13 protein-coding genes are annotated in these 15,207 nt (G+C 41.3%); 11 read left to right on the forward strand and 2 right to left on the reverse strand.

What is annotated here, in order from left to right; all coding sequences use genetic code 11:
• The 7 genes from HQN86_RS04170 (at window position 1) to HQN86_RS26810 (ending at window position 7,071) form a co-directional block, all read left to right on the forward strand.
• Window positions 1-1,242, forward strand: a complete 1,242-nt coding sequence (locus HQN86_RS04170) for an MFS transporter (protein ID WP_172659763.1) — start codon at window positions 1-3, stop codon at window positions 1,240-1,242.
• A gap of 139 nt (window positions 1,243-1,381) precedes the next feature.
• Window positions 1,382-2,212 (forward strand): ABC transporter ATP-binding protein, encoded by an 831-nt coding sequence (locus HQN86_RS04175; RefSeq protein WP_172659764.1) that lies wholly within the window; start codon window positions 1,382-1,384, stop codon window positions 2,210-2,212.
• 7 nt (window positions 2,213-2,219) lie between these two features.
• Window positions 2,220-2,999: a hypothetical protein gene (locus HQN86_RS04180; RefSeq protein ID WP_172659765.1), complete on the forward strand. Its 780-nt coding sequence runs from the start codon at window positions 2,220-2,222 to the stop codon at window positions 2,997-2,999.
• A 1-nt stretch (window position 3,000) separates the two neighbouring features.
• Window positions 3,001-3,378 (forward strand): GntR family transcriptional regulator, encoded by a 378-nt coding sequence (locus HQN86_RS04185; protein WP_172659766.1) that lies wholly within the window; start codon window positions 3,001-3,003, stop codon window positions 3,376-3,378.
• 2 nt (window positions 3,379-3,380) lie between these two features.
• Window positions 3,381-4,106 (forward strand): hypothetical protein, encoded by a 726-nt coding sequence (locus tag HQN86_RS04190; RefSeq protein ID WP_172659767.1) that lies wholly within the window; start codon window positions 3,381-3,383, stop codon window positions 4,104-4,106.
• Window positions 4,107-4,198: 92 nt separating this feature from the next.
• Window positions 4,199-6,412 carry an outer membrane protein assembly factor BamB family protein gene (locus tag HQN86_RS04195; protein WP_172659768.1) on the forward strand — a complete coding sequence of 738 codons (2,214 nt, stop codon included), beginning with the start codon at window positions 4,199-4,201 and terminating at the stop codon, window positions 6,410-6,412.
• A gap of 275 nt (window positions 6,413-6,687) precedes the next feature.
• Entirely contained in the window at window positions 6,688-7,071 is a 384-nt protein-coding gene (locus HQN86_RS26810; protein ID WP_246269423.1) for a sigma-70 family RNA polymerase sigma factor, read from the forward strand.
• Here the strand turns inward: HQN86_RS26810 and HQN86_RS27055 are convergent.
• Together HQN86_RS27055 and HQN86_RS04210 are read right to left on the reverse strand one after the other, a co-directional pair.
• Window positions 7,068-8,306, reverse strand: a complete 1,239-nt coding sequence (locus HQN86_RS27055) for a sensor histidine kinase (protein WP_172659769.1) — start codon at window positions 8,304-8,306, stop codon at window positions 7,068-7,070. The two genes, HQN86_RS26810 and HQN86_RS27055, sit on opposite strands and share 4 nt — an antisense overlap.
• Window positions 8,306-8,980 (reverse strand): response regulator transcription factor, encoded by a 675-nt coding sequence (locus tag HQN86_RS04210; protein WP_172659770.1) that lies wholly within the window; start codon window positions 8,978-8,980, stop codon window positions 8,306-8,308. The genes HQN86_RS27055 and HQN86_RS04210 overlap by 1 nt, the downstream gene beginning before the upstream one ends.
• 141 nt (window positions 8,981-9,121) lie before the next feature.
• Here HQN86_RS04210 and HQN86_RS04215 point away from each other — a divergent pair, with 141 nt between their 5' ends.
• The 4 genes from HQN86_RS04215 (at window position 9,122) to HQN86_RS04230 (ending at window position 15,138) form a co-directional block, all read left to right on the forward strand.
• A complete protein-coding gene (locus HQN86_RS04215) occupies window positions 9,122-10,222 on the forward strand; it encodes a DUF4856 domain-containing protein (protein WP_172659771.1) in 1,101 nt (366 codons plus the stop codon).
• Window positions 10,223-10,300: 78 nt separating this feature from the next.
• The gene (locus tag HQN86_RS04220) at window positions 10,301-11,389 is read left to right on the forward strand and encodes an imelysin family protein (protein WP_172659772.1); all 1,089 of its coding nucleotides are present in this window, start codon (window positions 10,301-10,303) and stop codon (window positions 11,387-11,389) included.
• Entirely contained in the window at window positions 11,379-12,725 is a 1,347-nt protein-coding gene (locus tag HQN86_RS04225; protein ID WP_172659773.1) for an HTTM domain-containing protein, read from the forward strand. The genes HQN86_RS04220 and HQN86_RS04225 overlap by 11 nt, the downstream gene beginning before the upstream one ends.
• Complete coding sequence (locus HQN86_RS04230; protein ID WP_172659774.1) at window positions 12,715-15,138, forward strand: TonB-dependent receptor domain-containing protein; 2,424 nt, start codon at window positions 12,715-12,717, stop codon at window positions 15,136-15,138. The genes HQN86_RS04225 and HQN86_RS04230 overlap by 11 nt, the downstream gene beginning before the upstream one ends.
• Window positions 15,139-15,207: the final 69 nt, after the last annotated feature.

Genomic DNA, 15,207 nt, shown 5'->3' on the forward strand with positions numbered 1-15,207 from the left:
ATGGAAGTAACTAAAGAAAGAACGGCAACCCAGTATCTCCTGAGTGCGCCCGTAATTGTGGCTGCACTTGGGTACTTTGTAGATATTTATGACTTACTGCTTTTTGGCATTGTACGCATACCCAGCTTAACGGAGCTTGGGCTAAATGAAGCGGAACGCTCTGTCCAGGGTGCCAGTATTTTAAACTGGCAGATGAGTGGTTTGCTGATCGGGGGAATACTTTGGGGTGTTCTTGGTGATAAGAAAGGGCGTTTGTCGGTTTTATTCGGATCCATAATTACTTACTCTATCGCCAATTTTGCCTGCGGGTTTGTACACGATGTGAGCATTTATAAGCTATTCCGTTTTGTAGCCGGGGTAGGTTTGGCAGGAGAACTTGGCGCGGGTATTACGCTTGTTTCAGAAAGTTTACCTAAAAGGCTGAGGGCCATTGGTGCTTCAGTAGTAGCAGGAGTGGGGCTTCTTGGTGCTGTTGCCGCTTATTTTACCGTGGAACTTTTTAGCTGGCGATATGCCTATTTCACCGGTGGTGGATTAGGCATATTGCTTTTGTTTCTTCGAATTGGTGTTTTTGAATCGGGCATGTTTAAATCTATGCAGGACTTTGATGAACTTAAAAGAGGGTCACTGCTTTCCTTTTTTACAGATAAGAGCAGGCTTAAGCTTTATCTGAAATGCATAGGTATTGGATTGCCCACCTGGTATGTGATCGGTATTCTGGCCACCTTTAGCAACGAATTTGGTAAGGCATTGCACATTGCAGAAAATGTTAAGCCCGGTTTGGCAGTGATGTGGTGTTATGTAGGGCTGGCATCAGGCGACTTGCTGAGCGGTGTAATCAGTTATTATCTGGAATCGAGGCGCAAAGCGGTGGGGTTATTCATGTTGTTTACTTTAATCGGAAGTATTATTTATCTATATGCCGGCATAACCACCGCCACAGGTATATATATGATGCTCTTGTGGCTTGGATTTGGTATTGGTTACTGGGCCATGTTTGTAACCATTGGTGCAGAGCAATTCGGCACCAATATAAGGGCAACTGCTGCTACTACCATCCCCAATATGGTAAGAGGAACAGTGGTAGGGATGACCACCTTGTACGGCTTTTTGAAACCAACTGTATTAGAGCTACATGCTGCGGCTATTGTTGGTTTCATCTGTTTTGCAATCGGGTTTTACTCCATTATTACTATTCCGGAGACGCACGACAGAGATCTAGATTTTGTAGAACCGGAGTAAAATCCGGTCTACATGCCTTCTAAGGGCTTGTAATTCAATCATTAAAAATATTTTGTGAATTAATTTGGAAATGTAAATACTATATCTACATTTGTACTGTACTACATAAGTATTACAGTGCTACTTTATTCACAACGCTATGATCGAATTAACAAACCTTAGTTTCGGATACAGGAAAAAAGAACTTCTGTTTTGGAATCTGAACCTTAACCTGGAGACCGGCCATATTTATGGCTTGTTGGGAAAAAATGGGGCAGGTAAATCAACTTTACTTAAAAACATTGCAGGACTGGTATTCCCAACCGAGGGTACCTGCAAGGTTAATGGCCTTAGTGCAGCCAAGCGACTTCCTTCTTTTTTACAGGAATTGTTTTTTATTCCGGAAGAGATGGAACTGCCGTCGCTTTCAGGGAATGAATATGTTCGCCGTACGGCTCATTTTTATCCAAAATTTGATCACGCACAATTCTATAAAGTACTTGCTGAATTCAATGTGAATCCCGATGACAATTTAAAGCAGTTGTCTTTTGGTCAGCAGAAAAAAGTAATGATCACTTTTGGTCTGGCCACCAATACCTCATTGCTGATTATGGACGAGCCGACTAACGGGCTTGATATTCCTTCAAAAGTTCAGTTCAGAAGAATCATGGCCTCTTCAATCACAGAAGACCGCTGTATGATCATATCTACCCACCAGGTAAGAGATCTGGACAGTCTGATTGATACCTTACTTGTCCTTCACAAAAAGGAAATTGTGCTGAACAAGAGCCTGGATGATATTGGCGACCGCTTACTTTTTACCACGTCGGGTAATGCCAATAAAGAGGGAGTATTATATACCGCGTCTAACGCTATCGGCAATAATACCATTAGCATCAATAACCAACAGCACAACAACAAGGTTGATATGGAGCTGCTCTTTAATGCGATAATTGATGATCACACTGCTGTAATTGAATCTTTAAAATAACGCTATCATGAACGAAACTTTCAACTTTACCCGCTTTCTTAATCTGTTTAAGAAACACACCGCCGAGCAATACAAAACGTACTTAATGTCCACAGGCGTATTAATTGGAGTGTTAATCTTAGTCCTGGGTTTTATAAGTTATAGTACCAGGGGTCATATGGGCCCTGTTATACAAGCAGCAATGTTTGTAAATTTCCTGTTTTTTTCGGGAACTATTTTTACCAGCCTGATCTTTACCGATCTGGGCGACAGAAAAAAATCAATTCCGGCGTTATCGCTACCTGCTTCTCATTTCGAAAAATACCTGGTTGCCTGGCTATACTCATTTGTGATATTTCAACTTGTTTTTCTGGGCTGCTTTTATGCTATTGATTACCTGGTGATCAGTATCGGGAATGCAAACTCACCTGATAAAATAGAGGTTGTAAACGTATTTTCTCCTGATAGGAAGGTGTGGGTGTCATTTTTAGTGTTCGCTATATTACATTCTATCTGTTTTTTTGGTGCGGTATTTTTTGAGAAGCTCCATTTTATAAAAACGGTATTCAGTTTTTTCATTTTTATTGCGGTGTTGTGCCTGTTAAACCCGGTTTTACTTCATACTATATTTCAGGAGGAGATTGAAAATGGGATTCCCTTTAACATGGTCGGCCTTATCATCAAAAAAGAGAATATATATATTGAGCCAACACAAACAAGTTATATTATTGCGGCAACAGTAGCCATTTTGATTTCGGTAATCCTTTGGATAAGTACTTATTTCAGGCTAAAAGAAAAACAAGTGTAAGATGGAATTTAGAGAGAATGAAGCGATATACATGCAGATTGCAGGTTATGTAACTGAAAATATCATGTTGGAAAAATGGTTGCCTGAGGAAAAATTGCCTTCGGTACGTGAGCTGGCATCCGATCTGCAGGTGAATCCGCTAACTGTTGTAAGGGCGTATGAATTTCTGCAAGGTAAAGAGGTAATTGCCAACAAAAGGGGCATCGGTTTCTTTATTGCTGCAGATGCAGTACAGAAAGTAAAGAATTACAGCAAGGAGCGTTTTCTGGGGCAGGAGCTACCGGAGTTATTCAAAAGCATGTATCTGCTTGGCATTAGCGTAGAAGATATTGCTGAGCGATTTGAGATTTTTAAAGCACAAAACTACCAAACAAAATAGTTATGAAAACCAGCACAATGTTTATACTAGCAGCAGTGGTTGCCACATTTATTGGCCTTACCGCCTATAATTTTAGCCTTAAGGCATCCTTTTTAAAAGGAGACTATAAAAATCGGTTTTATGGTTTAACATTTAGTTCTGTTAAAGATGTAAACGAAGTCGAATTGCAGTCGGCAAACAGAATTACCATCCGCATTGAGAAGGGTAAAACCCCGGGCCTGTGGTTAAGAGACAGACTTAAGGGAAACCTGGTATGGACAAAAAATGGAAATTCGATAAAAATAGATCTGACAAAAGCAGCTAAAGACGGCGGTTTTCAGATTTGGGACAATGAATTGATCCTGATCATGCCAAGTACTGTTAAGCTAACCAGTCGTGCATATCACAGAGACAAAGAGGAAGAAAAAAGGGCCCATATTTCCGGCAACATTAATATTTCCGGTTTCGAGCAAGATGCGATGCAGTTGGATCTGGGTAAATACACCAGTGCATTTTTAGACAAATTGAAAGTGGGCAAGTTAAATGCGGTAATAGGTAATAAGGACAATGGGAATGCCAGCCTGGTTATTTCTTCGGCAAACCAGATCGATACGGCGGCTTTTGATATTCCTGGTGAGGGAAGTCTTGACCTGATGGATCCTAACATTACCAAAACGCATTATACCATTTCCGATAAGGCAACGGTTTCTTTAAACGGCAAAGCCTTACAGGCCATTAAAACAGAATAAGTGTTGATGCCATAATAATATTACCATAATCCGGAAACGGTAGCCATTATATTTTCAGATAATTTAATAAATTAACGGAAAATATTTCCTGTATGACTATTAGTAAAAAGCATCTTTTGGGATTGCTGACTGTTTCCGGATTACTTCTGGCTTATAAAAGTGATAAAATTGGATCAAATAGCACATTTGATTTTGCTTCAACAGCCAGGTATGCTGATACCATTGGTAAATACAGAGACTGGAAAGTTACCGGAGGTAATGGTGAAAATATAAAATATTCGAAGCTTAAACAGATCAATACCAGTAATGTAAGCCGGCTAAAGGTTGCATGGGTATATCATTCGGAGCAAAACGACAATACTAAATTTGGTTCCATTCAGTGTAATCCCATCATCGTTAATAACGTACTCTATGGAGTATCTCCAAAGCTAAAGCTCTTTGCGATAGATGCGGCTACCGGAAAAGAAAAATGGAATTTTGATCCGGCCGATTCTACCATAAATAAAACATGGCACCGCAATAGTGTAAACATGAACAGGGGTGTGGCTTATTGGCAGGAAGGAGCCGATAAGCGAATCATTTATACCGTAGGACCAATTGCCTTTGCAATAAATGCGGTTAGCGGTAAACTGATCTCCAGTTTTGGTAAAGACGGTGGGATAGACCTTAGGAAGGGGCTTGGAAGAGAAGAAAGCAAGGTTTTTGTAGCGCCTACTTCTCCCGTTATGGTTTATAAAAACCTGTTCTTTTTGAGCGGTTATGTAGGTGAGGAAACGCCGGGATACATCCGCGCATTTGATGTGAAAACGGGAAAACAGAAATGGGTGTTCCATACCATTCCTATGCCGGGAGAGCCCGGATATGAAACCTGGGAAGACAAAACGGCCTATAAACGCATGGGCTCCACAAATAGCTGGTCGGGCTTTAGTCTGGATGAAAAGAGAGGAATGTTGTTTGCCGGAACGGGTAACCCAAGCAATGATTTTTATGGTGGCGACCGACTGGGCAAAGGACTTTATGCCAACTGTGTACTGGCTTTAGATGTCCTTACCGGGAAATTGAAATGGCATTTTCAAACTGTACACCATGATGTATGGGATATGGATATTTCCAGTCCACCAATATTGACTACGATAACCCGTCAGGGTAAAAAGATAGATGCGGTAGCGCAAACTACTAAAACCGGGCTTATTTTCGTTTTCGAAAGGGCTACTGGTAAGCCGCTTTTCCCTATTGTGGAAAAGAAGATGATTACAAATACGCCAATTATTGGTGAGAAACTCTGGCCAACCCAGCCTTTCCCTGTTTTGCCTAAGCCTTTTGCCAGACAGATCTTAACAGAGAACGACCTGAATACTTTGGTTAGTGATTCATCTCAACAGGATATTAAAAAGCGCTTTAAAACTTATCGTTCGCAGGGAATATATACTCCGCCGACCAAAGAAGGAACCATTATTTTTCCGGGGTATGACGGTGGAGGCGAGTGGGGAGGCCCGGCTTTTGATCCTGAATCAAATATCCTGTACGTAAATGCCAATGAAATGGCCTGGGTGCTGAACCTTGTGGAGAATGAGCCGCCTGTAACTACGGCGCAAACGAATCTGGAAGCAGGCGCGGCCTTGTATAATAAGCATTGCATGGTTTGCCATGGTCCGGAACGATTGGGTGCAGGGGATTATCCGTCGATAGTGGGTGTTGAGAAGAAATATAACCTAACGCAGTTTACCGAGCTGTTGTCTACAGGCAGGCGGATGATGCCGGGATTTAATCACCTGAGTAAAGAAGAAAAAAACGCAATAGGATCATTTATTCTTGATCTTAAAGCTGAACAGGCAAAGCCTTATACCGGAAAATCAGAGGCCAAAACCGCAAAGGCAGCAAAGCCTTCTTATGGATCTACGGGTTATAACAAGTTCCTGACTAAGGAAGGTTATCCTGCGATCAGTCCGCCATGGGGAACTTTAAATGCCATCAACCTGAATACCGGGAAATATGTGTGGAAAGTTCCTTTTGGTGAATTTGAAGAACTGAAAAAGAAAGGAGTGCCCACTACAGGGCGCGAGAATTACGGAGGCCCGGTGGTTACTGCAGGCGGACTTATCTTTATTGGTGCAACAGCGGATGGTAAATTCAGGGCGATAGATAAAAAAACAGGGAAAATACTTTTCGAAACAGATTTACCTGCACCGGGTGTAGCCACGCCGGCAGTGTATGAAGCTGATGGTAAGCAATATGTGGTGATTGCCTGCGGAGGCTCAAAATGGGGAGGCAAATCTAGCGATGCGTACGTGGCGTTTACACTTTAGTAAGTAAATGTTAACCTACTGTTAAATATTTTATATAACTTTACTGGAAGGGATTAAAGATATTTATGAACGCTTACTGTAACTTTTCCGATCTGGAACTGACTGTTTCATTGAAACAGGCGGATGAACGTGCATTCAGGCAGGTTTTTGACTTGCATTTCAATAAGCTATATGTTTTCTGTTTTAGGTTCTTAAGACAGGGGACGGGCTGAAGAAATTGTTCACGATGCTTTGTTAAATGTTTGAGTTAACCGCGACAGGTTAAATGAGGAGTTTTGCCTTATCTGTATACCATTACCAGAACGCTGGCGCTAAATGCACTAAGAGATCTGGCCACGTTGCAAAGGGCTATTGATGCGCTTTGGACGGATATGGAAAAGGTAATCAATGAAACTGAAGAGTCTTTGTTGTTAAGCGACCTAAGGCAGTTTACAGAAAGTGCTTTGGTGCAGCTGCCGCCACAGCAACAGCTGATTTTTCGAATGAGCCGGTACCAGGGGCTTAGCTATGATGAAATTGCAGAGCAGTTGCATTTATCTAGGAACACGGTGAAGAACCATCTTATCGCGGCATTGAAGACTTTGAGAACGCATTTTAACCAGTCGGATGTGGCGTATTTTATATTGATTAGCGTAGGGATTGGTTGCGGGGTGGGTTAAAAAGCAATGCTAAATCTGTGCATGTTGTTTTCATAATGATAAGTAACCTGCCACTTATTAATGTTGCAAATCTGCTTTACAATTGATAATCCAAGACCATTGCCTTTGTACCCGGCAGTTCCTTTGCCAAATCTGGTGAACAACTTAGATTCAGGGAAAGAAAGCGGTTCTCCTTCATTACTGATCGCCAGCGAATGTTCATTCAGGCTAAAAACTATTTTGGAACCGGCATCGGTATAAGAAAGGGCATTTGTTAGCAAATTAGAAATCAAAACTTCCATCAGGAATGAGCTGGCATATACTACCTTGGACTCAATATGCTGTTCAACCTGTAAGTCTTTATGCTGAAACAGGTCTTCCATTAAATCATAATTGCGTTTCAGCGTATTCTCTAAGGATACCCATTGTACGTCGGTAAATGCATTATTCTCCAGTTTGGCCAGCAGCAGCAATCCCTTGTTTACTTTACTAAGGCGTATTGTTGCTTCTTTTGCATCGTTAAGTAAACGCGCAATGTCTCCCGTTAATGGTTGCTGACTAATACTTTCCAATCTCGTTTTCAGGATACTCAGAGGGGTTTGAATTTCATGTGAGGCATTTTCAGTAAATTCCTTTAAAGCCGTATATTCCCTTTTGCCCCTGGCCGCCAAATCGATAAGTACGCTGTTCATTTCCTTAAACTCAGTCACATCAGTACGCGTTAGCTGTAATTCTTCTTTTGAACTTACAGAGTACCCCTTCATCCGCTTCAGGTTTATTAAAAATGGTTTCCAGATCCTGCTGCTAATGAAATAGTTGACCAAAGTGCCAAGTACAATTAACAGGACTGCTATGGACAGGAAAATGTAGAGAATGGTTTTAGAATAATTGTCCCAGCCAATATATGTAGTCATAACCCTAATGCGGTAGGGCTGACCATTGATCTTTTTGCTCTCTGAGAAGTAGTAGTACCCTTCAGTTACTTTTTGGAGCCGATCATAAATGAGGGTGTCTTTAAAAACTTTAGGCAGCTTCATCAGGCTTTCATCGCTCTTGGTGATGGTTACCAATGGGAAAGCTACCGTTCGCCCCATATGGATTTCTTCGGCAACCATATCGGTCTGTAATTCCAGCTGCTCCTCTATTTCTTTAGATATTTCATGTCTCAGAAAAAGGAACAACATACAGCCGGTAATGCCTAAAACCAATGCACTTAGTCCAAAATGATAATAACTAATTTTTGATAAGAGCCTCACTAGTACGTAAACTTATAACCCATTCCATATACTGTTTTGATGTATTCTTTGCCGGAAATGTTGCACAGTTTTTTCCTCAGGTTCTTCATGTGTACATATACCGTATCGAAGTTATCACTCTGGTCGAAATGATCTCCCCAAAGGTGCTCAACTATTGATGCTTTGCTCACCACACGGTTCTTATTGATGACGAAATAAATGAGCATGTCGTATTCCTTTCTGGTTAGGCTTACCTCGCTGTCTTTGAAAAAGAATGATTTGGAAGAAGGGTGCATGGTGAAATCGTCGAATGTGATCTGTTCGGCACCTTTTAATGTTTTTCTGCGGTATATGGCGTTGACCCGGGCGTTCAATTCTTCCAGGTAAAAAGGTTTTGTGAGGTAGTCGTCGGCGCCAAGATTTAATCCATTCAGTTTGTCCTGAAGCGAATCTTTTGCCGAGAGAATAAGAATTCCGGTTTCCAGATGGCTTTTTCTGATGTCTTCTATGAGGTCTATCCCGCTTCCATCGGGCAGGGTAATGTCGAGCACTACAACATCATACATGTAGTCCCTTAGTTTCTGCTCTGCCTGACCAAAAGTTATAGCCTGTTCGCATATGCAATCGAGTGAGCTGAAATAGGTTTCCATTTCTTCCAATAGTACCGGTTCATCTTCTACAAACAACACCTTCATAATTATTATTCAAATTAAATACGATTTTTTTAGACTCTTTAGAAATTCTTTAGAATTGGCTTTAATATTTGCAGCAAGATTAGCACTTATTTAGACTTAATACAAACAATATAGTGATAAATTATATAATCAAATAGAAAAATGAAAATTCAATACTTTAAGAGTTCAGTATTTATTGCACTTGCTGTTGCGGGTCTTGCTTCGTGTAAGAAAGATAAAGTTCAGGATGATGTTATTCCTCCTTATGAAGTGCCAACAACCTACAACTTCGCCGGAGCAAACTACACTGCTTCGACGCAAAGGGTAAAAATGGCTTTAGAGTTGAACTCTTACCTTGGAACTGCATTAAATGCTACCATTACTTCAACAAAAGCAAATGATTATTTTAACAATACTAATAATCCATTTACAACTGATGCAACTCTAAACGCATCTGGTGTGAAACTGGCTGACAAAACTGCTGATGCCGAAACTTTCACAGGATACTTTGTGGAGCAAGCTGCAAACAGTACTAAAAATGCCATTGAAGCTACAAACGGTAGTGCTGGTTATGTTATTAAAGGCACTTCAAAAAGACTGGTAAGCGCAACAGGTTTAGAGTACAACCAGGCAGTAGCTAAAGGTATGATGGGCGCTTTATTCTTTAAAGAAGCTATTAATATCCTAAACAGTGTGCCTGATGCTAATAATGTTACTGTTACTAATGGTACAACAGCTATGCAACGCAGCTGGGATGAAGCTTTTGGTTATTTAGGTGTACCTGTTGATTACAATCCGGACAAAACCTATGCTAACACAGATGCGGTTAGACCATTATTATGGGGTGGTTATCTTGCTGAACGCGGTAAAGGAATTGAAGCAGGTAAAATAATTTTCAACGCTTTCTTAAAAGGCCGTGCGGCAATTGGGGCTAAAGATTACCTAGTTGTAAAAGAGCAGATCACTATTATTCAGGCTAAATGGGAGCAATTGGTTGCTGCCGCGGCACTTGCTTACACTACAATACCTACTAATTCAGTAAGTGTTGGTGACCTGCCTACGCAGTTCCATGCTTTATCTGAAGGTTATGGATTTATTTCATGCTTCAAATATCGCCCTGCAAACAGTAAATTAACGGACGCAAACTACCAGAAACTTAAAGCAACAATCGGTACTAATTTCTATACATTAATCAACGAGGCTAATTTTACTAAATTGGTTGAGGCACAAAATATATTAAAAACAACCTACGGTTTAAACTAAATAGCAGTTTTGTTTTAGTAAGGCTCCTGGCACTTTTGCGCCAGGAGCTTTCATTGTTAATACATTAAGTTAAAGAATATGAATATCAATCGAATCAAATACGGCATGGGAGTCACCATACTGGCAATTACAGTTTTCATCGTTGCCTGCTCTAAAAAATCGGGCACAGATAATGGTCCGAAAGCAGATGGCTTTGATAAAGCCGGTATGCTAACGAACTATGCTGACAATTTGATTATTCCTGCATATATGGGGCTACAGGACCAAATCACCCAGTTGGAAACCACTGCAAATACGTTTCTTGCCACCCCGAATGCGGATAACCAACAAACTTTAAAAGTTGCATTTAAGACTGCATATCTGCAATATGAGCAGGTATCGGTAAATCAGTTCGGACCTTCAGAGCGGGTTTTACTTAATAATTTTCTAAATACGTTTCCGGCAGATAACGCAGTAATTGACGGAAACATTACCCGTGGAACTTACGACCTGACGCAAAATTCCGCCATAGATCAGCAGGGTTTTCCTTCGCTTGATTATGTGTTGTTTGCTCCCGATGCATTGGCTAAATTCAGTGGTAGCAGTGCTGCTAACCGTAAAAAATATGTACAGGATCTGCTTGCACGAATGAAAACGCTTACCGGTGGTGTAGTTACTACCTGGAAAAATACCTACAAAGCAGAATTTATACAAAATACACGTTCTGATGCAGGTAGCCCTATTGCTTTTCTGATCAACCAGTTCGCCTATGAAATGGACCAGATGAAAGGACCTCGTATTGGCTGGCCATTTGGCAAACAATCGGGAGGAGTTCAATATCCGGATAAAACAGAGGGTTATCACGCAGGGATATCTGTTTCACTAGCGGTAGCAAACCTGACTAACCTTAAAAAGATGTTTACCGGAAACAATAGCGGTAAGGGGATGTCTGATTACCTGGTGGCTTTAAATAAGAAACCATTAAGTGATGACGTAATTAAACAGTTTGATTTAGCTATTGTTAAACTGAATGCGATACCTGATCCGTTCTCAACTGCTTTGGCCAATAAGAAAACAGAAATTGAGGCTGCTTACCGTGAGATACAAATACTATTGACATTGATTAAGACCGATGTAGCTTCGGCAACAGGCGTGCGTATTACCTATCAGGATACTGATGGTGATTAATCATTGTTTTCAGAAGCCTGTATCTATTGCACCGCTGGTTATTTTCAGGGTGCTTTTTGGGTTAATGATGTTTGCCGGAATTATGCGTTTCTGGCTCAATGGATGGATAACAGATTTATATGTGACGCCCCGGTTTTACTTTAACTACTGGGGGTTTGAGTGGGTGCATCCACTTGGTGGTACCGGGATGCACCTCCTTTTTTTGCTGGCTGGCGTTTCCGCTCTGGGAATGGCTGCGGGACTTCTGTACCGCATTACAGCAGTGGTCTTTTTCCTGTCCTTCACCTATATTGAAATGATTGATGCGACCAACTATCTCAATCACTATTATTTTATCAGTCTGGTTGGGTTTTTAATGATCTGGCTTCCTGCAAACCGGTATTTTTCCATTGATGTAAAAATATGGCCTGATTTAAGGCGTGATATGGTCCCATTATGGACCGTTGGTATTATCCGTTTGCAAATTGCAGTGGTTTACTTTTTTGCCGGACTTGCCAAACTCAGTCCTGACTGGCTACTGGACGCTACGCCCATGAAAATCTGGCTGCCTGCCAAAAGCCATCTGCCACTGATCGGCGGTTTGATGTACAAAAGCTGGGTGGCTTATTTTTTCAGTTGGTTTGGTGCACTATATGATCTTTTTATCACTTTCTTTTTAGTTAACCGGAAGACCCGTCCCATCGCCTATGTTTTTGTGATCGGCTTCCATCTGGCTACAGCTTTGTTTTTTCCCGGCATAGGGATGTTCCCTTATGTGATGATCATCTGTAGCTTTATTTTCTTCAGCTCTTCCGCTCAGCAAAAATTACTGAACCGAATTAAAAGCCCGGGACAAACTACTTCCGATCATAGTGTTTATCAGTTGCCTGCGCGCGTAAACAGCATGTTTATGGTTGCTTTAGGTTTCTATTTTTGTGTTCAATTAATTGTTCCCTTACGGTTTTTAGCTTATCCCGGTCAGTTGTTCTGGTATGAAGAGGGTTACCGTTTTTCGTGGCGTGTAATGCTGATGGAAAAATCGGGCAATACTTTTTTTTATGTTAAAGAACCTTCTACCGGAAAAATTTATGAAGTTAATAACAATGAGTTTCTTACTCCTTTACAGGATAAAATGATGAGTACCCAACCCGATCTGATCTTGCGCTATGCGCATTATCTGGCATCGGTATACAAACAGCGCGGGCTAAAAGATCCGGCTGTTTATGCAGAATGTTACGTGGCGCTGAACGGAGAACGTTCGCGCCCATTTACTAACCCCACTATTGATCTATCCAGACAGCCTTTTAGCTGGCGTCATTATACCTGGATACTACCCCTTGTTAAAGATGAAAAATAACACCTTTGGTAAAATATTTCTTTTTGTACTGTTTAATATCTGTTTTTTAAACGCGTTTGCACAAAACTATACCATTAATGGTAAAGTGCAAGTCAACGATCAGGCTGCCGGTGGTGCAACTGTGAGCCTGGCTCCCGGAGGCTTGAAGACCGCGTGTGATGAACATGGTAATTTTGAGTTTAAGGAAATTGCTGGCGGAGAATATGAGCTGCTTGTTCGCCTGGTAGGCGCAAAAAACTTCCGTAAAAAAATCAACGTTAACGGCAATATTGTCCTTAACATCGCTTTAGAAGATGCTGATACCAGACAATTAAACGAAGTCAATGTACAGGATAGCAGTCAGCGAATGGCATCGGGCAATTTAAGGCAGGTAGAAGGAACTGCCATTTATGCGGGGAAAAAAACTGAGGTGATTAATGTAGGAAATTTGAATGCAAACCTGGCCACTAACAATACCCGGCAGATATACAGTCGTGTTGCGGGAATCAACATTATTGAATATGATGGTGGCGGACTTCAGCTTGGCATTGGAGGCAGGGGATTAAACCCAAGTCGGGTATCGAACTTTAACACTCGTCAAAACGGTTATGATATTAGCGCGGATGCTTTAGGTTACCCGGAAAGTTACTATACACCACCTGCCGAAGCATTGGACAGGATAGAGATTATCCGCGGTGCTGCCAGTTTGCAGTATGGGACACAATTTGGTGGTCTGATAAATTTCCAGCTAAAAAAAGGCCCCGCAGATAAACCGGTGGAGGTTACCAGTCGCCAAACTGCAGGTTCCTATGGATTTTTTAATTCTTTTAATAGTATTGGTGGCAAGGTAAAAAAGCTGAATTATTATGCTTACTACCAATATAAACGTGGTGATGGTTGGCGTCCAAACAGTCATTTTGACCAGAATGGGGCTTATCTGCACCTCGATTACCAGTTTACACCAAAGCTCAAAGTAACGGGTGAATATACTTACATGCATTACCTGGCGCAGCTACCGGGCGGCTTAACTGATGAGGAATTTGAAGCTGATCCAAGTCAGTCTAACCGCGCCCGAAACTGGTTTAAGGTAGATTGGAATTTGGCTAGCGTTACCCTTGATTATGAGTTTAATGACCATACGAAAATTAACTGGCGTAGCTATTATCTACATGGTAGCAGACAGGCACTAGGCATACTAAGTTATATCAACAGACCGGACCCTGGAGGTCAGCGTGATTTACTGGACGATACTTTTAAGAATTTTGGGTCAGAGATACGTTTGCTTCATCAGTATAAATTAGTAAACAATCAGCCTAGTACCTTTTTGGGGGGCGTGAGGGTTTACAAGGGTTTAACCCTGCGCAATCAGGGGAATGCAGATGATGGCAGCGGCCCGACTTTTAAATACACAGGTAGCTTTCCGAGTGGCTCCGGTTATGAATTTCCAGGGACTAATGTGGCGGTTTTTACCGAGAATATTTTCCAGCTGACTGAAAAATGGAGCGTTACTCCGGGTGCGAGGTTCGAGTTTATTTCTACTAAAGCAGACGGGTATTATGCCACCAAATCAAGTCCTTATGATGATTTTTACTACATCCAGAATTTTGAGAAGAAAACAAATAACCGGGCCTTCGTCTTTTTTGGTTTAGGTACTTCATATAAACCTATGAAGGGCATTGAACTGTATGCCAATGTATCACAAAACTATCGCAGTGTAAATTTCAACGATATCAGGGTTGTCAATCCGAATGCCCGCGTCGATTCTACTCTGTCAGATGAAAAGGGGTATACAATTGATGGCGGTATAAGAGGTCATGTGAACTCCTGGATGCGGTACGACCTGAGCTTGTTTTATCTGAAATACAATAAACGCATTGGTTCAGTAAACACAAAAAGCGCTGATAATCTGGAAAACTACCGCCTAAGGAAAAACATAGGGGATAGTCGTAATATTGGGTTTGAGAGCTTAATAGAAGGTGATTTATTGAAGGCTATTAGTAAAGGAACCAGTAAATATAAACTCAGCGTTTATACCAATTTTGCGTTGATAGATGCGAGATATATCACCAGTTTGGACCCATCTGTTCGAAAGGATAATCTGGTTGAATTTGTTCCGCCTATTTTATTTCGTACAGGTGTTTCTTTTGGGAATAAGCTTTTTGATGTTGCTTACCAGTTTTCTCATGTTGGTAAACAGTATTCTGATGCGACCAATGCTGAAAGATCAGATAGGGCAATTGATGGGGTAGTACCTGCGTATCAGGTAATGGATCTTAGCGCAACCTACAGATGGAAGTTGTTTACCTTATCTGGAAGTATCAATAACCTGCTGGATGAGAAGTATTTTACCCGTAGGGCAGATGGTTATCCCGGGCCGGGTATTTTGCCGTCTGATAACAGGACGTTTTATTTGACGCTGCAGGTTAAGTTGTAAAGAGGGGAGGCCACCGTCATCTCCTTTGGTTAATCAAAGGAGATGACGGGAAGAATGACGAAGTGGGTT

Origin of the sequence: Pedobacter panaciterrae (genome assembly GCF_013204795.1) — a bacterium.
Lineage (GTDB): Bacteria > Bacteroidota > Bacteroidia > Sphingobacteriales > Sphingobacteriaceae > Pedobacter > Pedobacter panaciterrae.

Excerpts from the sequence above, each read along its gene's own strand:
- HQN86_RS04170 (WP_172659763.1), top strand. The coding sequence starts at position 1 with ATGGAAGTAACTAAAGAAAGAACGGCAACCCAGTATCTCCTGAGTGCG.
- HQN86_RS04175 (WP_172659764.1), top strand. The coding sequence starts at position 1,382 with ATGATCGAATTAACAAACCTTAGTTTCGGATACAGGAAAAAAGAACTT.
- HQN86_RS04180 (WP_172659765.1), top strand. The coding sequence starts at position 2,220 with ATGAACGAAACTTTCAACTTTACCCGCTTTCTTAATCTGTTTAAGAAA.
- HQN86_RS04185 (WP_172659766.1), top strand. The coding sequence starts at position 3,001 with ATGGAATTTAGAGAGAATGAAGCGATATACATGCAGATTGCAGGTTAT.
- HQN86_RS04190 (WP_172659767.1), top strand. The coding sequence starts at position 3,381 with ATGAAAACCAGCACAATGTTTATACTAGCAGCAGTGGTTGCCACATTT.
- HQN86_RS04195 (WP_172659768.1), top strand. The coding sequence starts at position 4,199 with ATGACTATTAGTAAAAAGCATCTTTTGGGATTGCTGACTGTTTCCGGA.
- HQN86_RS04210 (WP_172659770.1), bottom strand. The coding sequence starts at position 8,980 with ATGAAGGTGTTGTTTGTAGAAGATGAACCGGTACTATTGGAAGAAATG.
- HQN86_RS04215 (WP_172659771.1), top strand. The coding sequence starts at position 9,122 with ATGAAAATTCAATACTTTAAGAGTTCAGTATTTATTGCACTTGCTGTT.
- HQN86_RS04220 (WP_172659772.1), top strand. The coding sequence starts at position 10,301 with ATGAATATCAATCGAATCAAATACGGCATGGGAGTCACCATACTGGCA.
- HQN86_RS04225 (WP_172659773.1), top strand. The coding sequence starts at position 11,379 with ATGGTGATTAATCATTGTTTTCAGAAGCCTGTATCTATTGCACCGCTG.
- HQN86_RS04230 (WP_172659774.1), top strand. The coding sequence starts at position 12,715 with ATGAAAAATAACACCTTTGGTAAAATATTTCTTTTTGTACTGTTTAAT.